This window comes from Olivibacter ginsenosidimutans, assembly GCF_039542865.1.
Taxonomy (GTDB): domain Bacteria; phylum Bacteroidota; class Bacteroidia; order Sphingobacteriales; family Sphingobacteriaceae; genus Olivibacter; species Olivibacter ginsenosidimutans.
The window spans coordinates 44,253-67,350 of sequence record NZ_BAABIQ010000034.1; the positions used below are offsets into that span (position 1 = coordinate 44,253).

Below are 23,098 nucleotides of genomic sequence, written 5' to 3' on the forward strand. Positions count from 1 at the left end.
GTTTACTATGTTGATGCATCCCTGAAAATGGGGGTTTTTATAAATACATCCCTAACCAGCATTAAAAACAGGTAACTTGCAATCCACTTGGGTGCTCTCCAACCATAGGGAGGTTATTTTATGGGGGAACCGCCCATGTTTAAATTTCATTTTAGTTGCATGGGAAAATGTAAATTTATTCACGGATTTTAAACATTCAATTGGTGTTCATGAGTCCTTTGGGGTTTAAACATGGGAAGCTCCATCCGGCCAATAGAAAAATTATTTACGGATGAAATATGAAATTTAAAAAGTATCCCTTTATTTGGTATTTGTTACTGCTTTATCCCCTATTTACCTACGGACAATCGTCTTCAACGCTAATAGACAGTTTAAAGCATCGTTTAAAGGCAGCTACGGAGGATACCACTCGATCACATTTACTCGTCAGCCTAGGCAATCAAATTAGTCCATCTGACAGTATGGGTGGTCTACATCTTTTAAAAGAAGCATTAATATATGCCAATAAAGCTCAAGATGACTATTACCAAGCCAATGCTTACGGTGCTTTAGGTCGGTTTTATCAAATCTATTATATGCCAGATTCAGCAAAATTCTATTACAAGAAAGCTGAGGCATTGTTAGCCAAGCATCCGCATAATATGGCTGCTAACAAACTCTTCTTACTCCTAAAACAAAATTATTTAACGTTAATTTCGGATGAAAACCCAAAGATTGCTTTGAACGGAGCTTTTCAACTAATCCCAGTAGCAGAAAAACTGAACGATCAAGTTACCCTAGGGAACCTGTTTACAAACATTGGTGTATGGCTGATGAATATCGCCAATTATGAGAAAGCCATCCCCTATTTTAAAAAAAGTGTCGAAGTCAAGATTACCGAGCCGAAGCAATATGCACGTTTTGCTTATTCCTACGTTGATTTAGCTGCTTGTTATTACCGTATTGGTGAAGCCGAGCAAATGCTTCCTTATCTAAAAAAAGCAAAATCCTATTTATTGAAGGCCAAAGACCGACCTGAAATTTGGGCATGGTACTATAATTACCTAGGTTTATATATGTATTACCACAAAAGGTACAAACAAGCTGAAATGCCATTACATAAAGGCCTAACAATTGCTAAAGAACAAAAAGATTATCTAGCACAAAGCAATATATTGGGAACGCTGGTAAAGGTACACCAAGCCATGGGAAATAACCAACAAGCCCTGCAATATGTCCAAACCGATTATCATTTGCAGCAACAAAAGCTTAGTAAAAAAAATATGCTCGGCACCTTAATGTCCATGGCAAATATTCAGGAAAAACTAGGTTATTATAAACAAGGTTATTACACTATGCGCTCATATGCGCTACTGGCAGATAGTTTAAGAGAGCAGGAAAAAAGCAGTGAACTACTCCAAATTGAAGATAAATACGAAACAGCTAATAAAGAAAAACAAATCCTAACCCTAAAACATGAAAACGAAGTCAAATCCTTTGCATTACAGAAAAATCGCTTATACACGGGCCTATTAATGGCCATTTCCTTTTTATTATTAACCTTGGCCGTATTGTATTTCCAATTCAATCAGCACCATAAGAAACAATTAAAGCAACATCAGCAACTCCATCAACTGGAAATGGAGAAAATTAATCAGCAAAATAAGATTTCGCTGTTATCAGCAATGTTGCATGGGCAAGAATCGGAGCGTAACAGAATATCAAGAGATCTGCATGATGGCCTTGGGGGCTTGTTATCCGCATTAAAAATTGAGTTATCCGGCACTCTAAAACCTGAACCTATGGATCGGCAAGCAACAAGCACTATACTCAAAAAGATGGATTATGCCGTAGATGAACTTCGGTTAATTTCTCAAAACCTGATGCCAGAAACCCTGATCAAATACGGATTAGGTGAAGCGATTAAGGCCCATTGCCTACGCATGCGCAATAAAGGCGTACAATTGGTTTGCCAGATCTTCCATTATAAAAATGAGCTTGAACAAGAAAAAGAATTGATTCTTTACCGCATCATGCAGGAGCTGGTGAGCAATGCCATTAAGCATGCCTGTGCCCATACCATTTTTGTACAGTTGATTCAAAGCGAAAACAAAATAACCTTAATTGTTGAAGACGATGGTAAAGGCTTTGATAAAAAAATTCTCGATAAACCACGAAAAGGGAATGGCTTAACCAACATAATGTCTCGTATTGAATATATCGATGGAGAGCTAGATATCCATTCTGAAACAGGGAATGGAACAACCTTTACCATAGAATGCACCATAAGATCATGATTAGAATTGTTATTATAGACGACCATCCCATTGTTATCGACGGTTTAAGGAATTTATTTTCAAACCATCCTGACATTTTAGTAGTTAACACCTACAAAACAGGCCAAGAAGCCCTTCAAGGCATTTCTATGCAGGAAGTTGATGTCATTTTACTGGATATCAATTTACCTGACATGAATGGCATTAATCTCTGTGCCGACGTGAAACGCCTCTATCCCCATGTAAAAATTATCGCCCTCAGCTTACATAATGAGCATGCCGTTATCAGAAGTATGATTCAAAATGGTGCCTTAGGTTATGTGATCAAAAATGCCCCAGGTGATGAAATTTTAACGGCTATACACGAAGTATCGGAAGGGCATAAATACCTTTGTACGGCTACGCGTGCCGCATTAATTAGTGCAGAAGCCGACCAGCACATTACGGTACCCTTAATTACACGTAGGGAAAAGGAGGTATTACAACTTATTGGGAAAGGATTAACTACCCAACAAGTAGCCGACCAGTTGTTTATCAGTCCGCATACCGTAGAAAGCCATCGCAAAAAGCTGATGGAAAAATTTGAGGTCAATAATATTATATCAGTCATTAAAATGGCTACCGATTATCGATTATTGTAGTGATTAATCATTCACCACTTCAATTTTTCGTTTAAGTTCGCTTCCATACTCGTCTGTCACTGTAATCAGATATGTACCAGAACTCGCTTTAAAAGGCATTTCATGAAAGGTTTCGGTACTGCCTAAAAAATGATCATTGGCATACCAAAAAAGTTTCATGTGCGGTTGGGTATGGGCTACTTTCAAAATTACCGGTTGTACCTCACCTGAAAAATCTTTTGTCAAGTAAATTTTACTATAGTAATCCTTAGGATAAATAAAATCCATCGTTACGCCCAGTGCCGCTGCACAATCCTCTCTAAAAGGTGGAAGAAGTGCATAATCTGCATGTTTACTTTTATAATACCATTCCATGACCGGCGGCAGTACAAACCAGCTTTTTGTAACGATTTGATCAACAGGTTCGCAACTGCTATTTACCCGATAATGTTCACTGTGATCTAAATGCACCCATTGATGGTACGGACACGTTTTAGTGCGTACACCATTTACCGGAATATAGGCCTTCACTTTAGGGCACCCTTCCTTGGCTAAACTACCACTCAACTGACAAATATCTGCTTCTACGAGGTCTTCAACAGGTGTTTCAAACCAGTTCGCCCGCGGCAATAAACGAAATACATCAAATAATAAAGGTGCAGCACTTCCTACGCCGGTAAGTAAGGGTCTTCCCTCACCTGTTGCATTTCCTACCCAAACGCCAACAACGTAATCCTTGCTCGTACCAATCGCCCAAGCATCGCGATTACCAAAACTTGTTCCTGTTTTCCAAGCAAGCTCCAAGGCTGAATCGTAAAACTTCCACGCTTCGTCGCCTGTTGGTCGATTGACCTCTTTCATGGCGTTATAGGTGAGCCAAATTGACCCTGCATCCAACACCTGTTCCTGTTTTTGTTCCTTTCCAAAATCTACGTTCTGGTCTGTATCGATGACTAAATCGGCCAACTCTTTTGCCCGATAGCGTCCCGTATGGTTATAATAATTCAAGGTAGACGATAAGTTAGCGTAGGTCTTGCATAAATCCCAGAGATTCGCCTCTGCTCCGCCCAAAATCAACGATAAGCCATAATGATCAGGATGTTTATTGATGTCTCTTATCTGAAACTTTTGCAACTCTTCATAAAATTTATAAATGCCATACTGCTGAAGCATCAATACACAGGGAATATTCAGTGATCTTGAAAGCGCTACGTGTGCCGGAACCGCGCCATCATACGTTCGATTATAGTTTTCTGGGCTATAGCCGGATATTTGTGTTGGAACATCTGCTACTAACGTGTTTGGCAAGAGTTTGCCGTCGTTTAACATCCCCGCATAAAGCAAAGGTTTCAGTATACTGCCTGTACTGCGGGGTGCAGTGATAATATCAACGTCCTTTTGATGTGTCTTATCCGTTGGGGCATTGCCTACATAAGCCAATACCTTTCTACTTTTTACATCAACAACCAACACCGCTAAATTATATACCTCATTTTGTTTATACTGTAAGTAATACTGCTGAGCCAGCTGATTTACGCGTTGTTGCAAATCGCTTTTTATGGTACTTTGGATTCGTTTACCAGCATTGGTTCTCGCAACCCTATCCAATAAATGGGAAGCCGTTTGGGGAAGATCATACGGTTTCTGCGGTAGTGCTTCTGCTAAAGACAAGTTATAGGTAAGCGAATCAATAATACGTTTATCCAATAACTTATGAAGCAAGCGATTTCGCTTTTGCAACAATATTTGCTGATTTTTCCCAGGATAAATCAGACTCGGTGCATTAGGCAATACCGCCAGTGTAGCCGTTTCGGCCCAAGAAAGCTGATCAGGTTTAATACCAAAATAGCGCCAAGAGGCCATCTCCAGGCCTACTACATTTCCGCCAAATGGTGCATGCGCGCTATACAAATTAAGTATTTTATCCTTGCTATAGCGAAATTCCAAACGAGTAGCCAAGATCAGTTCGATGAGTTTTTCCCAATACGTTCGTTGCTGGTGTTCACGGGATAAGCGAATCACCTGTTGTGTGATTGTACTTCCGCCGCGCACCACGCGACTTGAACGATAATTTTGTAGCAATGCATGAACCATGGCCACCGGATTAAAACCCCAATGGTAATAAAAATATTGATCTTCATAATTCACCAAACATTGCTTGAATTTCTCAGGAATGGTATCTTGTTCAGGAAAACGCCATTGGCCATCCCGCGCTATTTTAGCTCCCAACAAATTACCTTCCGTACTCTCCAGCACGGTTACATAGGGTTCATCAAAAAGTGTACGTGGTAAAGAGAAATAATAAAGCAAAAATACAATTAAAACTGCTATGCTCTTGATTTTATGATCAAATACCCAGTTCTTTATGTATTCCCACTTATGCTTCAACATCGGCAATTACCGTTAAGTAAAAATTAAAAGGCTATAGGCCATAGGCTGTAAGCTATAAGCAATACGCATAACTCACAACTCATAACGCATAATTCATAACACACAACCAATAACCAACAACTACTTAACTATTTAACAACTCACCTACTTAATAAATTAATATTCAACAAATATCAAGACATCAGTATCAAGACATTTCTAAAATGGTGCATACTCATTATTCCATTGACTAATCATCCCATTAGCTAATTACTACTTAACAACCTCAATCCATTCTCCTTTTGTCCGAACCAAAAATGAATGATCGTACATCGCCTCGCATTGGACTCCCGGTAAATAATACCTTCCCAGATAAGATGCATTAAGGAGGATTTTAAAGGTACGGCTTTCACTACCATTTAAGCCAAAGTAGAAGGACGTTCTGTCATCTCTAATATCGATATAGTCGGCAACGTTTTTACCGAAATCGCCGTAATCCGTATAGCGCGTATTAACAATCTCCCATCCTGAAGGTATAATTTGCGTCAAGGCAATATTTTCCACCCGATCTAAGCTTTGATTCTTTACGGTCACTAGTGCAACAAATTCCGTTCCTTGGTGAAGCGCATTTATCGTTAGCGGGTTTCCTTTTCTATCTTGAAACTGAAGGTTCGCAGAAAGGTTACGTTGGATTACCTGCTCTTCGCCTACTGGTAAGATACCGCTATTGAGCACGCGTACATAAATCGTATTTTTGTCATTATTCTTGACTTTAATGGTATTTGCCCCCATTTTCACTGCAAGCGGACGATCGGCAAAAGCTTTTCCCGTTTTCACCTCTTCATTCTTACCCTGATAGGCATATTGCACATGAACACCAGCTTTACCATTAGTCTTGGCAAATTTGGAAACAGCATACAAACTATATGCTGTCGTTTGAGTACTCATCCACATGCCCGAAGACAAGTCCTTGGCGACATATGTCGCTATTGGAAATGCCTTTGCTGTTTGATTCAACAGCAATAAAGTTTCCAGCGCCATTGCCCGATTACGTTCAGGAGAGCCATAATAGTAATAGCTGTAGGCATTATTTTGGTTATCGATTGTACTTTGATTCAGCAGTTCATTTCCAGCATTTTTCTGTCCCGCCAAGGCATAGGCAGCCGCTAGTCGTAAACGCGTTTCATTGGATATTCCCACCGTTTCCCTTAAGCGGTTCATAGAAGCTAAATCGGGAGAGCCTGCCAATGCCAAGGTATATAATCGATAGGCTTGTGCAAAATCACTTCCACGATAACTTTCCATACGCCATTCTTTCGCCGCCTTTTGCTGATAAGCAATCCATTTAGTTTTAAAATCAACAGGCAATACGTAACCTTTTGTTTCTGCCTCAATCATGAAATGTCCGGCATAAGAAGTAGACCAGTCGTCAGCCACCGATAATCCCGGCCAATATACAAACCCACCATTATTTAGCTGGAATCCAGCTAATTTATTAATTCCTTCAACCACATTCCGTTGAATGGCCTCTTGTTTGGCTTTATCTAAGTCGACTACATCATTTAAATAGAGCTGCGGGAACACGCCTGAAGTCGTTTGTTCCAAACAACCATGTGGATATTGAATCAGATAGTTGAGTCTACTGTTTAAATTAATGGCAGGGAACGAAGAAACCTCCAAACGCGATTGGTTGCTCCCACTAACACCGAAGGTATTCCAGTTGATAGCTCCTTCCTCTCCAGCTTTTAAAACCAGTTCTTTATAGTCATTGGTAACAGGGTTAGGATTCGTGATCGCGATCTCAACTGGATAAGATGCCTTTTCTTTTCCAGAGGTAGCCAGCACTTCAATTTTGCCAATACCCGTTGTATTCCCTACTTCTAAGTCAAAATACACCATTTTCTCCTCCGGCTGTGAAAAATCAACTGTTTTCGTCGCATTTCCAAGCACCTTGATTCCGCTGCTTGTTTTCACCTGTACCTGTGCTTGTTTTACCTGATTTTCCATGGCGAATACGGTGACCGGAAGTGTTACTTTTTCTGTAGGTGAGATCTTGCGTGGTAAAGAAGCCAATACCATTAGTGGACTACGTACTGGAGTGGCCTTTTCGGCACTACCATAAGCACTTGTTGGCGCATCGCCAGCGACCACCATCGTCCGCACAGATCCGATATAATTCGGCAATTTTATCTGGTGACTATTACTTCCACCTTTATCCAATGTAAATGGCCCGAGGTAAATAACCACCGGTTTAAACCGATCAGCATTTTTGTTCTCCCCTCCTCCCATATCTTCATCACCTCCGATACTGAATACTTGGTTCACTTTACCACCATAAGCACCAATCACATCATTATAAACATCCCAAGTTTTCACTCCTAAAGCTTCCCTAGCATAAAACTTATCCCAAGCATTAGGCGTTTTGAAACGCGTTAAATCCAATAAACCTTCATCCACAACCGCTATGGTATAGGTCATACTTCGTCCCTTTTTCTCTTTCACTTGTAAAGAAAACGATTGTTCCGGTCGCAGCACATCGGGCATGTTCAGCACCGGCTCAAGAATCGTTTCTTTATCCAGCACCTCTACTGGAACGACACCATAAAGCCGTATAGGAGCATCGTTTAGCGTTGATGCATGCGGTTGCAGCAAAGTAATAAACACATACACATTCGGTGCCATTTTTGCTGTAACAGGCACTTCTAGTTGCGTTTCACCCTTTTTCGTTTCTACCCAGTAGGTAGCCACCACTTGTGAGCCGCTCTCTATAGAAACCAATGCCCTGCTTCCTTCACTAGAAGGGAACGACACGTTCATCTTTTCACCCACATTATATTTACTTTTATCTGTTGAAAAGACGAGCATATTCGCATTGGTACCGTCTGTATTTTTTGTTTTAGCCGACCAATAAGGCCAGTCAATCAATACCGTTTCACCCGTAGCATGCCCGCCATCTAAGTCGGTTACCTGAACAAAATACCGTCCCCAATCGTTTTCATCCACCGTAAATTGAATACTTGTCTTTCCATTGGCACCCGTGCTTACTCTAAAACTTTTATAGGGTGTTTTACTAGACGATGCGCTATAATTGGAAAGATTATCATCAGAGGCATCCCACCACCAACGCCAATCTACCTTATACACCCGAACATCCAAATTAGGTGTTGCCTTGGCCTGACCATTTTCATTTAGGGTCACGATATCGAAACGATTGACTTTTCCTGTTTCCAGCATGCCATATTTATTTGGTTCGGGTGATTTAAGTCCGACATAGGTCTGATAAGGGGAATAGGTAGCTGACGCAATATCCGTACTGAAATCGCCACCCTCTTCATATACTTTAGTAATAAAGGAAGCTTTGAGCATACCCGGGGCTTGGCCATGTAACTGCGGCTTAATGCCTACAGTAGCCTTTCCCGCTTCATCAATGTTTCCAGAAAACACATTGACCTCTTCTGTACTAAATTTACGGGCCGGATCATCAAAGGTATAGTTGTTAAAACCTTTGAAAGTCGTTTTCATCTGATAGAACTTCGCTTGCATTTCGGCCTTTAAGTTCTTAGCAACAGCGCCATGTAACCACATGACCTCAATTTGGTCGGTTGTTGCCGCCAGTGCACGCAACACCTTTCCAGCAAGTTTATTTTTAATTTTCAAGCGATTGGGCTTGATCGTCTCTATCTTTATACTCTTGTAAAACCGTGCACCGCCAACACTAACCATCGCTTCCCAGTTTCCGGTAGGAGCATCCGCTTTGGTTGGAATAACAAAGCTGTAATGATGGCCTTCCCTATACTTTTGTACCTGTTGGGTAACCAACTTACCATTAGGATCGGTTAAACGCAATTTAACAGGATGCGTGGGAGGTAATGGATTTGCTTGGTCGTTCAGCATAAAAGAAAGAAACAAGGTATCCCCCGGCCGCCAAACCCCACGTTCTCCATAAATAAATCCTTTTAATCCCTTTTCCAGTTCGTTTCCAGAAACATCAAAATTGCTAAGCGATAGTGAAAGTCCTTCTTCTAATTTAATATAAGATGTTTGTTTATCTTTCTTAACGATAACAAAATAGCCCCTTTTAGTATTATCAAAGGTAGCGGTTCCATCCTCCTTCGTTGTTGCTTCACCCACTTTTTGTTGCTGATAATCATAAAGGCTAACCTGCGCTCCAGCTACAGGTTTCGTATCAACAATATTATTTACCGCAAAGAAATAGCTATTGTTTTTTCCCATTTTAGCAATTACGCCAAGGTCTGTGGCCAACACATTAGTCGACACCTTATTATCATAGTAATAATAAGAGTTAGAACAGGGATCATCTCTTTCGCGCCAATCATAATCGTCATAATACGTATAATCGTCACCTATATTTCCACGTGCATTGTCTTGGTCTTCTTCCAAAGTCGTTTCATCATTGGTATCTTCAGCCGTATCGCTTTCCGGTTTAACCGCACATGGATAAATCGAATAAGCCTTTTTGTAACTAAATTCGATGTGGTAAATCGCTCCCGGATCAGGTTTAATCAGTTCGGCCAAATCCAGGGCAAAGACATTCCATTTTCCGTTATTGTATAAGCGATTCTGGGTAAGTTCTATTTTCTTTTTTGCAACGGGTAAAGCAACCTTACGCAGGTTATAATTGCCATTTATATCGTTGTCCTGCAAAAATTGCAACACGTTATTTTCATAAATCTTGTAGACTTTAACATCTACAGCTTTCAGGTTAGCCGCTTCAAAATTTATTTTAAGATTATTGGAACTGGGTAACAAGGTACCATTTTTCAGCATACGTACGCCGGGCTTGGTTTGCTCAAACACCAACTTTTTAGCATATCCCTTCTTTAATTTCAGTCCGTCGGTACTTTCTATTCCCTGAAACACCTCAACCAAGCGTTCTCCTTTCAGCTCCTCATTAACAAACACCTTCAGCACATTCCCATCAACAGCATAGGTCAGATTTTTTGCTGAATCTATCGTAACTAAACCCTCAAAATTCTGATTCTTTTTTAGCGGATCCGAAAAATTGATCAACAGCAGTTGGCTATTTTCTTCGGCAACCGTTGCTTTCATCACTTTAAAATTACCTTTAGCAGCTATTTCTACTGTTTCCGATCCCTTCTGATCAATATCTAAGCTACTACCATTCCACGCCAGCTTAATCTTACTATCTGCATCAGGTCGTTTAATACTATCCACGATAAATTGAAATTCCGATCCAGCCGTTGCCTCGTCAAAACGAATAGGTAACTGTTTACCATTTTGCTCTGCGGCAACTAACTTGGCTGCCGATTTAGCATCAAGGTTATCACTGGTACGCAACACGGCATGTAGAAATTGGTAATCTTTATTATAAGACTGGATCTCTCTTGTGAGTACTACAAAATCCTGCTTAATGGTCTTTACGGTAAAATTAAATGTTGACAGTTTTTTGGAAACATCAATTAAATCATCCAGATGCAAGGTTATTTGATATTCTGTATCCTGCTTCAGTCGTTTTGCAGGCTTAAAGATCACGGTATTCTGCGATAACGCAATAACCTTTCCCGGTGTTTTGGGAGAAATGCTAAACAAGTCTGCATCCAATTCCTGATTGGGTTTCCACTCTTTTTTATTAAAAGCTAATACCACCCGAATATCTGACTCGGCAGAGACCATACCCGAAGTAAATGCGGTGATATAATCTTTATAAAGCGAAAAATCAGAGTTAAACTCTTTTGCATTCTTTTTGCCGCAAGAGAATGTCAACAGAACAAAAGAAAAAAGGAGGTATTTAATCGATTTCATCTGCTTATTTTTTATTAATTGGTGCATGTGTATTTTATATGGTATCAATAAGTCTTTCGCTAGCTAGCGAATTGGTTTATACTTGGCTAGAACCTTTGCTCATGAAACATGTCGTATCGTAGTTAACCCTATTTATAGTTTTATAAAGCGCTATAAACTATTTTATATCCTAATTAGCGAATATAAAAAAAAGCCACTTCCTTTTTAGGAAAGTAGCTTAATTTATTGATATAGAAATAGCAAATTCACTTTTAGCTTGTTATATTAACAAAGCTAAATGAATTGATGCTAATAAAAAATACCGAAATTCAGGTATTCTAAAACCAACGTTTGTTTCCGGGTTTATCCATTGCATGGTCCAATGAATAGGTGCCCGAACCCACGATAAAAAACAATAATAATAAGAGTAGTACAATCAGTGAGAACCAGAATTCAGAATTTAAAAAACTAAATCCATTGGTTATATTCACAAAGAATACCGCTCCAAACAAAATAGGTAATTGGAAAGCCACCGCCACCCTGGTAACTAATCCTAAAGCGATAAAAATACCTCCTACCAAATGTGCAAAAGCAATATAATGCACGGCAGATAAGATCGATAAATGAAAATTAGCGTTGGTTAGTAATTGGTATAAGATACTTGTATCGGCAATAAAACTTACTCCTTTAGCAAATATAACTGCACCTAAAACAATTCTAACAACGTCAAGCCAGCGCGGGTGATGCGTATCACCCCAATGCTCAATTCGGTGGATCAGGTTCATGACAGACCTCCTTTTTTAATTGGTATGTATAAAGCTAAAAAAATAAAAAGATGAAACCAATTTTTATTGTTAGCTACCTAAAAAACAGAAAGTCCGATGGTTTTGTTTGATTAAATAGAACCTTTATTTGTTACTTTCTTCCGCAGAAAGTAACCAAAGACTCTTCGCTTCAAAATTTACAGGAACGGCAGTGCTTCCCACTACAAAATGTAAATTTTGGAGGCGAGATTTTCGGTGAACAACAGTAAGTGCTTTTAACCGTGCGTACTACTTTTACCTATTTTCGCTATGTTACAGCATATTATGCTCGCTTTCCGGTTGCTTGGCAGGAAATCTCCGTTCTGCTAAAATCCGCCTTAGAGTTTGCGGTTTGCATTGGGAGGCACTACCATTGTAGCAAAATCTACAGCGGGAGCTTTCTTTGGTTCTTTCTTTGGCGGACAAAGAAAGAACATTAAAAAGGTTCTTTTAAATGCAGCAAACACATGATCTTTGCTATGAAATCAATGTATCTTCTATTTAGGTACCAAAAAGATCACTACTCAAATAACGGTCACCCCGATCACAAGCAATGCATACAATTACACCAGATTCCATTTCGGATGCTATCTGTAAAGCGGCGTGTAATGCTCCTCCAGAACTCATTCCCACAAAAATTCCCTCTTCTTTTGCTAATTGTCTGGCTCTAGCGGTAGCATCCTGTTGCGAAACATCTATTACGCGATCAACACGTGAAGGATCGTAAATCTTCGGTAGATATTCTATTGGCCAGCGCCGGATGCCAGGAATAGACGACTCTTCGGTGGGTTGGCAGCCCACGATTTGAATAGCAGGATTCTTTTCTTTTAAAAACATCGAATTTCCCATAATACTACCTGTGGTACCCATTGCACTAACGAAATGGGTAATCTTTCCCTTCGTATCATGCCAAATTTCAGGTCCGGTAGTTAGATAATGGGCCCGGTAATTATCTGGATTAGCAAACTGATTTAAGATAAACCACCCCTCCTGTGCTCCTTTTTCCTCGGCATAATCTCTACAACTTTCGATAGAATCTAACAATGTAACTTTCGCACCAAAAGCCTCCATCGTTAGTGTTCGTTCCCGTGTCGAATTCGAAGGCATTACTAATTCTATTGATAAGCCATAAATCGCTGCAATCATGGCTAGGGCAATTCCAGTATTACCACTCGTCGCTTCAATTAACCTGGTATTTGCATTGATCTCACCTCTCTCTAGGGCACTTCTAATCATATTTAAGGCGGCTCTGTCTTTTACACTACCTCCGGGATTGTTACCTTCCAATTTGGCCAACAATTTTACATTGGGGTTTGGATTTAACCGTTGAATCTCTACTAGAGGTGTATTTCCGATACTTTCTATAATGGTCATGTTAGATGTGAGACGTTAGATATGAGATTTTAGATGTGAGATGCATTGATTACTGTTTCAGATTACTCGTCGCTCGTTACACCAGCACCAATTACTTTAACTGTTGATTGATGATAAACCGTTGAATTAGCTGGAACACTTTTAGTTAGCCATACATTCCCACCGATGATACAATTGCCTCCAACTACCGTATCCCCACCTAAGATAGTGGCTCCGGCATAAATAATCACGCCATCTTCAATGGTGGGGTGCCGTTTTGTATTGGCCATAAATTTTTCTACACTAAGCGCCCCTAAGGTAACACCTTGATAAAGCTTAACATGGTTACCGATAACAGTTGTTTCGCCAATAACAATCCCAGTTCCATGGTCAATATATAAATATTCTCCAATTACCGCTCCTGGATGAATATCTATTCCTGTTAGGGAATGTGCATGTTCTGTTAAAATTCGGGGAATCAAAGGCACTTGTAACGATAACAATGCATGTGCTATACGATAAAGCGAAATAGCTAAAAAACCAGGATAGGTACGAATAATTTCAAACCTGCTTCGAGACGCTGGATCACCATCCAATATGGCTTCTACATCGGTATTCATTACCCGATATAAGGATGGAATCTGTTCAAAGAAATGCTTAGCTACCGTCTGATTATTGCACTCCTTACAAGCTTTGGTGGCGTCTAAAATTTCGACAAGCGTTTGCTGCAAAGCGATAAAACGATCTCTCAGTGCATCAAGACTGTATTTTGGGGTTGTCAACCGTTCCGGATAAATTAAATCTAGCAGGTTAAATGCCCATTCGGCAATGATCTGATTAGAAGGTACGGCTTCTACCTTTTGCTGTTGTTCATAAATATGTTGAAGAAACTCTTCGCTCATGTTGGTTATTCGTGATGATTTCAATTGCACTGTAAAGGACGGAAAAATCTTGCATTTTTAATAACGTTTTTGTTAGTTCAATATAATATTATCTTCAGTCCGAGGCAAAAGTTTAATATTCACTAGCCGTAATAGTTAGTAGTTTAGTTGTTGAATCGTTAAGTCGTTGAGTAGTTAATCACCACTCAACGACTATGCCTTACACCAATTGGCTTAATGCATCTCTCGAGAAGCCCTTCAGTTCCACTGTACGCCCATCGCGTATTTTTTCTGCCCAGTTCGGATCGGCCAATAATGCCCTTCCTACACCCACTAAATCAAAATCGCCTCTATCTAACCTGCGCATCAATTCTTCCAGGGAACTAGGTTGAGAGGATTCACCATTAAAAGCTGCTAGAAACTCTCCAGATAGGCCAACAGAGCCGACAGTAATCGTTGCCTTTCCGGTAATTTTCTTAGCCCACCCAGCAAAATTTAAATCGGATCCATTAAATTCAGGCTCCCAAAAACGGCGTTGCGAACAATGAAAAACATCTACTCCGGCATCAGCCAAAGGGTTCAACCAAGCTTCCATTTCTTCCGGTGTCTTAGCCAAGCTGCTTGTATAGCTTGAAGGTTTCCATTGGGATAAGCGAAGAATAATAGTAAAATCTTCCCCTACTTGCTTTCTCACCTCTTTAATCACATCTATGGCAAATCTAGAACGCTCAGCTAGTGTTTTACCACCATATGCGTCCGTACGGTCATTGGTTTCCTCCCAAAAAAATTGATCGATTAAATAACCATGTGCACCATGAATCTCCACGCAGTCAAATCCAAGACGTTTAGCATCCGCAGCAGCCTTACCGAAAGCTAAAATGGTATTAGCAATATCCTGTTCTGTCATTGCCTTACCATTGGTAAAACCTGGTCTACCTGAACCTGAAGGTCCTTCAAAAGGTTCTGCGGGAAGCCAACCCGAATGGTGGTTATCCATGACACCCATGTGCCAAATTTGTGGTCCCATACTTCCGCCATTAGCATGTACATCCCGAATAACCTTTTGCCAACCCGCTAACGCTTGTTCACCATAAAAGTGCGGAACATTTGGATCATTGGATGAAGCCACTCGATCGATAACCGTACCCTCTGATAGGATTAAACCAACTTCTCCTGCAGCACGCTTAGCATAATAAGTCGCAACGTCTGCTGTAGGTATCCCATTTGGCGAAAAGGAACGCGTCATCGGGGCCATTACAATTCTATTTCTTAAGTTTAATGATTTTAACTGAAAAGGTTCAAATAATGTTGTCATACACCTGTTTTTAATTATTTATAATGCTGATTTAATGAAATCACTTAACTGTTGAAATGCTTCCTCATTACGCTTATAGTAAGTCCATTGACCGATACGAGTCGACTCCAATAGACCCGCATGAAGTAAGAGAGCCAAATATTCGGAAACTGTTGACTGGGTTAGTCCACATTTTTGCTGAATCTGCCCCACACAAACTCCAATTTGCTCAAAATCGGCATTTTCTTCTGCTGAAAAATATTTCTCCGGTTCTTTAAGCCATTCCAATATCTGTAACCTGGTCTTATTAGAAAGCGCTTTGAAAATAGTTAACTGATCCATAAAGCAAATATATATCGGTTTTTCCCGATATTCCTATTAACTTAAGGCTTATGACTTGTGCTTGATAAAAACGAACAGCCTTACACTCTTTTGACAAGAAGATATTTCAATGGCAGCTCAGCACAGTTCTTAGCTGCTTTAATGCTTAATAGTACATGCTGTAACTTCCACCCAGAGGTGCTGATGCTGGCAAATGAACATCTGATACGTTAGTATATAGCACCGGTATTTCAAAACCTATGAGATATATTTAAAGCAGGTATTAATCGGATTAAGGTAAATCATAAAGGTACTTTATACCCACATGATCCTGTTTTATACCTACTTAATAAATACCTAATCACCCTAGCAACAAACAAGAGTTAACCCTATAGGTACTCGTCCAGATTTACCATTATTGGTGTTCTTTGGGCTTTTCCTTCTACAAACCGCTAGCAGGTTACGCTGTCTCCCACTTGGAACCCAATTCAAATGCATTGGAAGTCATTTTCAGCTCTTCATAAGCCATTTTACGATGAAAAAAGTTGGAAAGGTAAAACGATAGGTTTCATTATGTGTGCAGATTAAAGTAAATTTGCTAACCATCTCGTGAAAAATTGCGCTTATGCTTGGATTAACGTTATTGACTGACCCTCGTTGGGCAAATATTGCAGAAGATAATTTGGAAGAAATTCTTACCGACCACGCTTGGTGTGAGCAAAAGGCCGCTTCAAACGCTATATCCCTGATTACCAATAATCCAGAACATACTGATCTGGTGCATGAATTAACGGCCATAGCCATTGAAGAAATGCAGCATTTTCAGCTAGTGATTGATATCATTAAGCAGCGTGGTTATACGCTGGGAAGGGAGCGAAAAGACGATTATGTTAATCAGCTTATGAAGTTCAGCAAAAAAGATGGAAGCCGGAATACGGCTTTTATTGATCGTTTATTATTTGCCGCTATGATAGAAGCACGCAGTTGTGAGCGTTTTCGGGTACTATCTCAACATATTCGGGATAAGGAATTAGCCAAATTCTATTACGACTTGATGGTATCAGAAGCGAATCACTACACTACCTTTTTAAACTTTGCACGCAAATACACCATCGATGTTGATGTAGAAAAACGTTGGAGAGAATGGTTGGCATTTGAAAATGAATTAATCCAATCCTACGGTACAAAAGAGCAAATTCATGGTTGATCGTAACGACAAGTGACATGGTTTAACTCGAAAATGCTTCCAAATATTTTGTAATAAAGGCATCTTTTTGTTTTGATTTATATTGCATGATAAACCGCGGATGTTCCAAGACTACTATTTCGCCAAATAGTTTTTCCTCTTTATTTATCTGTTTTATAAAATCGGCATTCTTCTTCCCCAGTACATAGACACGATCACTTATTATCTCCATCGTCAACTGTTTTTTTAATGTTGTTACCATAAATGATTTAACGCAGTTAAAAAGTGCTTTGTTATCGTAGTAATTCGCATTAACCCATTTATCACGTTCATTTCGCCTAATAATAGCCAGAGGGAAAGGAGAATTGATATAAAAATCGCTAAAGAAAGACGCAGCTCCTCCATATTGTGCTATAAGCTCGTATATAAAGACCGATGAAACCTCATGCGAATAAGCCGTTTTCATTTCAATGCCACAAACCTCTTTTAACCGTTTGGTATCCGTAAATGGAACGCCGGTAACACCCGCACCGTGGCGGTTCGGCTTGATGCCAATAATGAATTTTCGGTGACAGTGATCCGCATAAAATTTTCGGTAAAAGCGTTCCATAACCATGAGCGTTTCTTCTTGCTGCTGAAAAGGATTAATAACTGCGAAACTTTCTGGAAGTTCGCTTTTATAGTGCAGCTGTTTATTATATGCAATAACCTGTTCACCAAAAGATAAGTTTTTCTCCATTGTCTTATCAATAAGCATATTTTATCTCATAAAAATTTGTCCTAATGAAAAAGCCTTGACTGCCTGTTTACATAAAGCCCTTCTGCCAATAACGGCAGTTTCTCGATAATGTCATATTGCCCTCTTTGGGCATTAAATTTACGTACAACAAATGCCTCACAAAAATCGCTTGCTTTACATTCAGTAAATAATTCTTGAGCCAGTACCAAGCCTTCTTTTGTTAATCTTCTACCAATGGATAAGTGAGGCGAATAGAACCTACTATGTAAGGTAGCTGTAGATAATTGCCTGATATATTGACTGTATTCGATGATCGTTTGGCTCGACTCAGGATGCAATTTCATATAAAAAGTAAAATGTGTCATGTGTTCAAAATAGTCAAATCCGTCAAAGACAATGGTAAAAGGAGATAGTCCGGCAATAAGTTGCCTCAAACCAGATACTACAGCCGTATACTTATCGTCTACTATTTTCCATTCAAACAAACTAATGTGCGCTAACGCGTTTGCACTTCCATAGTGTGCACCGATTGCTTGCCTCAATTGTTTTTTCATTTCAGCTACGCGAAAAAGAAGAACATCATGGGGCTGTATAGCCAGCGAATATTTATGCATCCCTATTTCATCTATGTAATTAGATAAACGAATTTAACATTATATCATGAGACGCACAATTCATCTAATTTGGCATGGTGCTTGACATACTTATAAGAAAAAACAAAAATATATGAAGAACAAAATTAAATTATTAGGAACAATTATACTAGCAACCATGGTGTTTGCGCTTGGCTGTAGTAAAGATGACGACCCAGCAGACAATGATTTTTTTGTGGGAACGTATAATGGAACGATCACTTTCAATGATGGAGAAAAAACCATAACTGATGATGACGGGCGTGTAACAGTGGTGAAAGTTGATGACTCCTACTCTTTTGATTTTGGTAGCGGTATTCCTAACATTACCGGTGTAAAATTCCAAAAACAAGACGATAACACCTATATAAGCATTGGAGAAGGTTTAACAGGAATCACCGTTACTGCCAATTCATTAAAGATGTTGGTATCGAATGATAAAGGTACATGGACGGCCGATTGTAGTCGATAACCATTATTATCATCTCTAAAAATCATCCCTAAGGGGCCAGCTTCTATGTTTAGTTAACTATGAAGTTGGCCTCTTTTGCTATGAAAAGAGTTGTATGTCCTGATTAAAGGTCATTGTAATGTATTTAATCATACATGAACAACCTAAGACATCAGTTGTATATGCTTAGTGTTGTTTCAGTTCTTCCTCTTGACGGACACTTTCTGCATGGACATCTTCATACAATCGCTTCACAAAAGTCTCCGATAGCCCTTCCTTTTTCCCTTCGGTAATGGCTTGCTGCAACACCTTATTAAAGCGATCGGGCTGTACTACAGCTACTTTATGCGTCATTTTATATGCACCAATAGCCTTTGCTGCTTGCATACGTTCACCTAATAAGTGGATGATTTCTTTATCCAACTCATCTATCTTTTTCCTATATACTGTCATCGTATCTTGTACAGGAACCGTATTACCCTGAGCTTTTGCTGCTACGCAGCCTATAAAACATATCCCAGCAGTGATGATGATTTTACGCATGGTGTTCCTTTTAAATGTCGTTTGTTTAATCATTTTCTTTTTCGTTATTTTTTACTTTTAATAGCTATTGAATAAATCATCCAAAAGGGCATAAATATGTCACTTCGAACATATTGGAAGCGTCATTTCGACTGTGGTGGCGAATCCAAAGGCTCAACGATTTAAATCTATTCATGGACGAAATCCCTCGGCTACACTCGGTATGACGATTCGATTCCACTCGATACGACGGATAAGGTGCTTCATTCGCTTGGATGAATAAAGCATTTCGATCCCTTTATTGTGTCCCCCCATGGACAATGTTCATTTCTATCCAACTCTTAGCAGACCAATGAATTGCTGTTCATTACTTGTTATATGATCATGGTATATTTAACGACAATCTCATCGTAAATATTACACTGATTGGGTGTATTCCATTTCAGATCACGCTATGCCTATTCAAAACAGCATTATAAATGGAAATATATTCTGTCTTTGTAAAGGGGCCCACTATTTACCATCACGCAATGCAAATGCAATATAGCTGTCGCCCTTAGGAGTCCCTAATTTAGTACCTCCACAGGCTATCACGATATATTGCTTTCCATTCAGTTTATACGTACTTGGTGTTGCAAAACCAGCTGCCGGAAGCGAGTATTCCCATAACAGCTCGCCAGTCTTCTTGTTATAAGCCCGAAACATGCCATCTTTTGTCGCTGCGATAAAAAGTAATCCACCTGCTGTAACGATCGGGCCACCATAATTCTCTGTACCGGTTTCCGCATAGCCTTCGGCTTTAAGCTCTTTGAAAGTCCCTAATGGCCTTTGCCATAAATGATTGCCAGTATTCAGATCGATTGCCGTTAATGTTCCCCAAGGCGGAGAGATCGCAGGATATCCCCTATCATCCAAAAACTTATTGTAGCCATTAAATCGGTAAGGCGATGTTGTCTTAGCATCTTTCTCGGCCAGATCAATCCCTCTAGCAACGTTTGGAGCTTCAGTTTTCTCCTCCCCAAACAAAAAATCTATAATAGCCTGCTTTTCTGTTGCTCCAAGCTGACCAAATCCAGGCATCATCCCCTTCCCATTGGTGATCAGCTTCGATAGCTCATCCCGTTTCATTTGCTGCTTTACATCGATTAATGCAGGGTAACCACTAGCCGGATTGCCTTTTCGTTCAGGCCCATGGCAGGTTACACAGTAATTGTTATACAAGACATGACCTTGACTATATTCACTACCCTGACTTCCTGTCATTTTTACTAAGCTGAACAACCACGCCATTTCATTCGCATTTACATACATCATACAGTCAGGATCTACCGCAGCACCGCCCCACTCTGCACCGCCATCAGCCCCAGGCAATAGTAGGGTTTGCTTATCCACTTCCAAAGGATGGAACATTCCCTTGTTCGCACTGCGGTATACCGCCAAAAGCTCTGTTCGATTGCGCGCTAGGGGACTAATTTCGTCTTCCGTTATCTCCTGCCTTGCAAAAGGTTTAGGGGCAGCAGGTATGGGTTGGGTGCGCCAAGCCTCTTCCCCAGGTACAGTTGATGATGGAAAAGCTTTTTCTTCGATATCAAACAAGGGTTTCTCGGTTTCCCGTTCAAATACAAATACAAAACCCGTTTTCGTGATTTGTGCTACCGCATCAATTTCTTGACCATTTCTTTTTACCCGGATTAAGTTTGGAGGAGCAGGTAGATCACGATCCCAAATATCGTGATGAACCGTCTGATAATGCCAAATATGCTGACCTGTGTGCGCATCCAATGCAATCAAACTGTTTGCATATTCGTTCTTTCCGTGACGTTCTGCTCCGTAAAAATCAAAGGCATAGAACCGGTAGGGACAAATACTATTCCCCGTTTCCGGTCAATAGCCATTCCCGCCCAATTATTTGCGCCACCAATAGCATCATTCTTATAGGCGTCTGCCGGCCAAGTTTCATATCCCGGTTCTCCAGGTTGTGGAATTGTATGAAATACCCATGCCAATTTTCCTGTTTTTATATGAAAAGCCTGTATATAACCTGGAGCAGCACCTTCCCCTTCTCCCACCCTTATCGGCATGATCATGATATCTTCAAACACCGTTCCGGGGGTAGTCGATCCGACATATTTTCCTTCAGCAGCTTTACCTAAACCCAGTTTCAGGCTTACCCTACCGTTGTGCCCAAATGTATGGATAACTTTTCCTGTACGGGCATCCAATGCGGTTAACCATTCACCATAGGCAAAAATGATCCGTTTATCGTTTCCATCTTCCCAATAAACAACTCCACGATTGACATTACCCGAAAATCCCTCACTCGATTTATTTTTCCAAAGCTCTTTGCCGGTTACAGCGTTTAGAGCAAAAACATAATTGGAAGCCGTTATGCCATATAAAACTGTATCCACCATAATGGGATTGCATTGAACCTGCCCAGAATCGCCTGAATGATATTCCCATGCCACGTGCAGGTTCTTCACATTGGCGATATTTACCTGATCAAGTGCGGAATAATGGTTTCGGTCTGTGCCATTTTAATCCTTATTAATCTCGTCTATCATCCGCTTTCCTAATGCGGTCAATATATAACGTTGTTTGCTGCTTTTGGGTTTATCGGGTATGGTCATTTCCAGCAATCCCTTATCAACCGCTGGTTGTAAGTAATTGTATAAAAATGTAGGACGATGCTTTATGCCGACCAGTGCCATCAATTCCGCGCTTGTACGTCCGGTTTGGTCTGCCACTGCCAATAAATTCAACACTTGTTCGGTGACTTGTTCGGTGACTTGTTCGGTGACTTGTTCGGTGACCACTTCCGAAGCCGGAAACGTCATTCGGATAAAGTTACCCATAAACCGGAAGCACTCTTTTCCATAACTCTCCAAAATCCTTGGCACTCCCGAACCAAGCTGCTCCACCAATTCCAAATCCCGGTACACGCGCATCAACTCCCGATTCCTTGGGATGGAGACCCCATCAAAGAAATCCTCCTCGCTCAATCCCTCTGGCAATGTGCCTGCCGATGTGATTTCGATACGATCGGCAAAAATCTCAAACTTGGGTGGCACCTCTCTGGTAAAGTCGTTATGCACTATCGAATTTATCACGGCCTCGCGGATGGCCACCGGATTCCAAAGCCTCCGGTCTATCCGCTCTTTGGACGTAATTTGGGTTGCCGTCCGGTTTTCCAATTCGATTTTATCTAATACGCTTTTCGTTGCCTTTATGAGCGAGCAATAGCCGTATTCGTTGTTTTCGATGAGGTCTACCCGGTTCGTACCGCGATATTTCGCCACTTTAATGGAAACACCGTTTTCATCGGCCAACAGGTAGGCCGCATAATTGAGCGCACCATCCTCCGTAAGCAATTCCAAACTTTTCTTGAACTGGCTATTGAGTGGCTTACGCTTTTCCTCGTAATAAATACGAAGCTGCTCAAAGGTCAAATCCTGCCTATTCGACCGGATTTTGCCGATGGAATTACGGGTACGGGTGGAGAACAGTTTATCAATCATACCCTGCGGCATTGGCTCCACTGCTGTACCGATACGGATGAAACAGCCCTTTTCGGTCATCCCGTATTTCTTTTTGAAGTAGGGCTTTTCGCTGCCGCTGGCTACGGTGATTTTGACAATGTCCTTGCCCTCGCGCTCCTCCACCACCACATCAAACAATCCCATGGCCGATGGCGAAATATTGTTTTTGATACGGTCTTTGATTTTGAGTGCGTCACCGTCCGCATCCGCGACACCCACGACATCGCCGGTTTTGTCGATGCCGATATAGATAACGCCGCCTTCGTAGTAATTCAAAAACGCAATCACCTCCTTTTCAATATCCACATCGGTATGGAGTTCGCGTTTGTATTCTATGCGATTGGTTTCGGGCATAGTCAATATCATTTT

General features: G+C 40.5%; 16 protein-coding genes and 1 pseudogene. 4 read left to right on the plus strand and 13 right to left on the minus strand.

Features of this window, described 5'->3' with window-relative positions:
* Positions 1 to 278 precede the first annotated feature (278 nt).
* Together ABD930_RS11485 and ABD930_RS11490 are read left to right on the plus strand one after the other, a co-directional pair.
* Complete coding sequence (locus ABD930_RS11485) at positions 279 to 2,276, plus strand: tetratricopeptide repeat-containing sensor histidine kinase (RefSeq protein WP_345231866.1); 1,998 nt, start codon at positions 279 to 281, stop codon at positions 2,274 to 2,276.
* Positions 2,273 to 2,896: a response regulator gene (locus ABD930_RS11490; RefSeq protein ID WP_345231867.1), complete on the plus strand. Its 624-nt coding sequence runs from the start codon at positions 2,273 to 2,275 to the stop codon at positions 2,894 to 2,896. Before ABD930_RS11485 ends, ABD930_RS11490 begins: the two co-directional genes overlap by 4 nt.
* 3 nt (positions 2,897 to 2,899) lie before the next feature.
* Here ABD930_RS11490 and pbpC read toward each other — a convergent pair whose 3' ends face one another.
* The 7 genes from pbpC to ABD930_RS11525 form a co-directional block, all read right to left on the minus strand.
* A complete protein-coding gene (gene pbpC / locus ABD930_RS11495; protein WP_345231868.1) occupies positions 2,900 to 5,266 on the minus strand; it encodes a penicillin-binding protein 1C in 2,367 nt (788 codons plus the stop codon).
* A 252-nt stretch (positions 5,267 to 5,518) separates the two neighbouring features.
* Positions 5,519 to 11,029: an alpha-2-macroglobulin family protein gene (locus tag ABD930_RS11500; RefSeq protein ID WP_345231869.1), complete on the minus strand. Its 5,511-nt coding sequence runs from the start codon at positions 11,027 to 11,029 to the stop codon at positions 5,519 to 5,521.
* Between the two features lie 317 nt (positions 11,030 to 11,346).
* Positions 11,347 to 11,793 carry a DoxX family protein gene (locus ABD930_RS11505; protein WP_345231870.1) on the minus strand — a complete coding sequence of 149 codons (447 nt, stop codon included), beginning with the start codon at positions 11,791 to 11,793 and terminating at the stop codon, positions 11,347 to 11,349.
* A gap of 519 nt (positions 11,794 to 12,312) precedes the next feature.
* Positions 12,313 to 13,185: a cysteine synthase CysM gene (cysM, locus tag ABD930_RS11510; protein WP_345231871.1), complete on the minus strand. Its 873-nt coding sequence runs from the start codon at positions 13,183 to 13,185 to the stop codon at positions 12,313 to 12,315.
* Between the two features lie 62 nt (positions 13,186 to 13,247).
* A complete protein-coding gene (epsC, locus tag ABD930_RS11515) occupies positions 13,248 to 14,066 on the minus strand; it encodes a serine O-acetyltransferase EpsC (RefSeq protein WP_345231872.1) in 819 nt (272 codons plus the stop codon).
* A gap of 199 nt (positions 14,067 to 14,265) precedes the next feature.
* On the minus strand, positions 14,266 to 15,360 hold the full coding sequence (locus ABD930_RS11520; RefSeq protein WP_345231873.1) for an NADH:flavin oxidoreductase: 1,095 nt from the start codon (positions 15,358 to 15,360) through the stop codon (positions 14,266 to 14,268).
* An 18-nt stretch (positions 15,361 to 15,378) separates the two neighbouring features.
* Entirely contained in the window at positions 15,379 to 15,681 is a 303-nt protein-coding gene (locus ABD930_RS11525) for an ArsR/SmtB family transcription factor (RefSeq protein WP_345231874.1), read from the minus strand.
* A gap of 604 nt (positions 15,682 to 16,285) precedes the next feature.
* Here ABD930_RS11525 and ABD930_RS11530 point away from each other — a divergent pair.
* Positions 16,286 to 16,867: a MiaE family protein gene (locus ABD930_RS11530; RefSeq protein WP_345231875.1), complete on the plus strand. Its 582-nt coding sequence runs from the start codon at positions 16,286 to 16,288 to the stop codon at positions 16,865 to 16,867.
* 22 nt (positions 16,868 to 16,889) lie between these two features.
* Here the strand turns inward: ABD930_RS11530 and ABD930_RS11535 are convergent, their stop codons facing one another.
* Both ABD930_RS11535 and ABD930_RS11540 read right to left on the minus strand, forming a co-directional pair.
* The gene (locus ABD930_RS11535) at positions 16,890 to 17,585 is read right to left on the minus strand and encodes an SMUG2 DNA glycosylase family protein (RefSeq protein WP_345231876.1); all 696 of its coding nucleotides are present in this window, start codon (positions 17,583 to 17,585) and stop codon (positions 16,890 to 16,892) included.
* Positions 17,586 to 17,626: 41 nt separating this feature from the next.
* Complete coding sequence (locus tag ABD930_RS11540; RefSeq protein ID WP_345231877.1) at positions 17,627 to 18,199, minus strand: 2'-5' RNA ligase family protein; 573 nt, start codon at positions 18,197 to 18,199, stop codon at positions 17,627 to 17,629.
* Between the two features lie 112 nt (positions 18,200 to 18,311).
* Here ABD930_RS11540 and ABD930_RS11545 point away from each other — a divergent pair, with 112 nt between their 5' ends.
* On the plus strand, positions 18,312 to 18,689 hold the full coding sequence (locus ABD930_RS11545; RefSeq protein WP_345231878.1) for a hypothetical protein: 378 nt from the start codon (positions 18,312 to 18,314) through the stop codon (positions 18,687 to 18,689).
* A gap of 165 nt (positions 18,690 to 18,854) precedes the next feature.
* On the opposite strand, the gene ABD930_RS11550 is transcribed toward ABD930_RS11545, so the two are convergent.
* The 4 genes and pseudogenes from ABD930_RS11550 to ABD930_RS11565 all read right to left on the minus strand — a co-directional run bounded on the left by ABD930_RS11550 (position 18,855) and on the right by ABD930_RS11565 (position 23,095).
* Positions 18,855 to 19,211 (minus strand): chorismate mutase, encoded by a 357-nt coding sequence (locus ABD930_RS11550; protein ID WP_345231879.1) that lies wholly within the window; start codon positions 19,209 to 19,211, stop codon positions 18,855 to 18,857.
* 492 nt (positions 19,212 to 19,703) lie between these two features.
* On the minus strand, positions 19,704 to 20,981 hold the full coding sequence (locus ABD930_RS11555) for a c-type cytochrome (RefSeq protein WP_345231880.1): 1,278 nt from the start codon (positions 20,979 to 20,981) through the stop codon (positions 19,704 to 19,706).
* Positions 20,978 to 21,706: pseudogene (locus ABD930_RS11560) on the minus strand (outer membrane protein assembly factor BamB family protein); the annotation flags it as partial. The gene ABD930_RS11555 and the pseudogene ABD930_RS11560, both read right to left, overlap by 4 nt.
* 21 nt (positions 21,707 to 21,727) lie before the next feature.
* A complete protein-coding gene (locus ABD930_RS11565; RefSeq protein WP_345231882.1) occupies positions 21,728 to 23,095 on the minus strand; it encodes a Fic family protein in 1,368 nt (455 codons plus the stop codon).
* Positions 23,096 to 23,098: the final 3 nt, after the last annotated feature.

Bases quoted from the DNA above. Each gene is read 5' to 3' on its own strand.
- ABD930_RS11485 (WP_345231866.1), top strand. From the start codon at position 279: ATGAAATTTAAAAAGTATCCCTTTATTTGGTATTTGTTACTGCTTTAT.
- ABD930_RS11490 (WP_345231867.1), top strand. From the start codon at position 2,273: ATGATTAGAATTGTTATTATAGACGACCATCCCATTGTTATCGACGGT.
- pbpC (WP_345231868.1), bottom strand. From the start codon at position 5,266: ATGTTGAAGCATAAGTGGGAATACATAAAGAACTGGGTATTTGATCAT.
- ABD930_RS11500 (WP_345231869.1), bottom strand. From the start codon at position 11,029: ATGAAATCGATTAAATACCTCCTTTTTTCTTTTGTTCTGTTGACATTC.
- ABD930_RS11505 (WP_345231870.1), bottom strand. From the start codon at position 11,793: ATGAACCTGATCCACCGAATTGAGCATTGGGGTGATACGCATCACCCG.
- cysM (WP_345231871.1), bottom strand. From the start codon at position 13,185: ATGACCATTATAGAAAGTATCGGAAATACACCTCTAGTAGAGATTCAA.
- epsC (WP_345231872.1), bottom strand. From the start codon at position 14,066: ATGAGCGAAGAGTTTCTTCAACATATTTATGAACAACAGCAAAAGGTA.
- ABD930_RS11520 (WP_345231873.1), bottom strand. From the start codon at position 15,360: ATGACAACATTATTTGAACCTTTTCAGTTAAAATCATTAAACTTAAGA.
- ABD930_RS11525 (WP_345231874.1), bottom strand. From the start codon at position 15,681: ATGGATCAGTTAACTATTTTCAAAGCGCTTTCTAATAAGACCAGGTTA.
- ABD930_RS11530 (WP_345231875.1), top strand. From the start codon at position 16,286: ATGCTTGGATTAACGTTATTGACTGACCCTCGTTGGGCAAATATTGCA.
- ABD930_RS11535 (WP_345231876.1), bottom strand. From the start codon at position 17,585: ATGGAGAAAAACTTATCTTTTGGTGAACAGGTTATTGCATATAATAAA.
- ABD930_RS11540 (WP_345231877.1), bottom strand. From the start codon at position 18,199: ATGCATAAATATTCGCTGGCTATACAGCCCCATGATGTTCTTCTTTTT.
- ABD930_RS11545 (WP_345231878.1), top strand. From the start codon at position 18,312: ATGAAGAACAAAATTAAATTATTAGGAACAATTATACTAGCAACCATG.
- ABD930_RS11550 (WP_345231879.1), bottom strand. From the start codon at position 19,211: ATGCGTAAAATCATCATCACTGCTGGGATATGTTTTATAGGCTGCGTA.
- ABD930_RS11565 (WP_345231882.1), bottom strand. From the start codon at position 23,095: ATGATATTGACTATGCCCGAAACCAATCGCATAGAATACAAACGCGAA.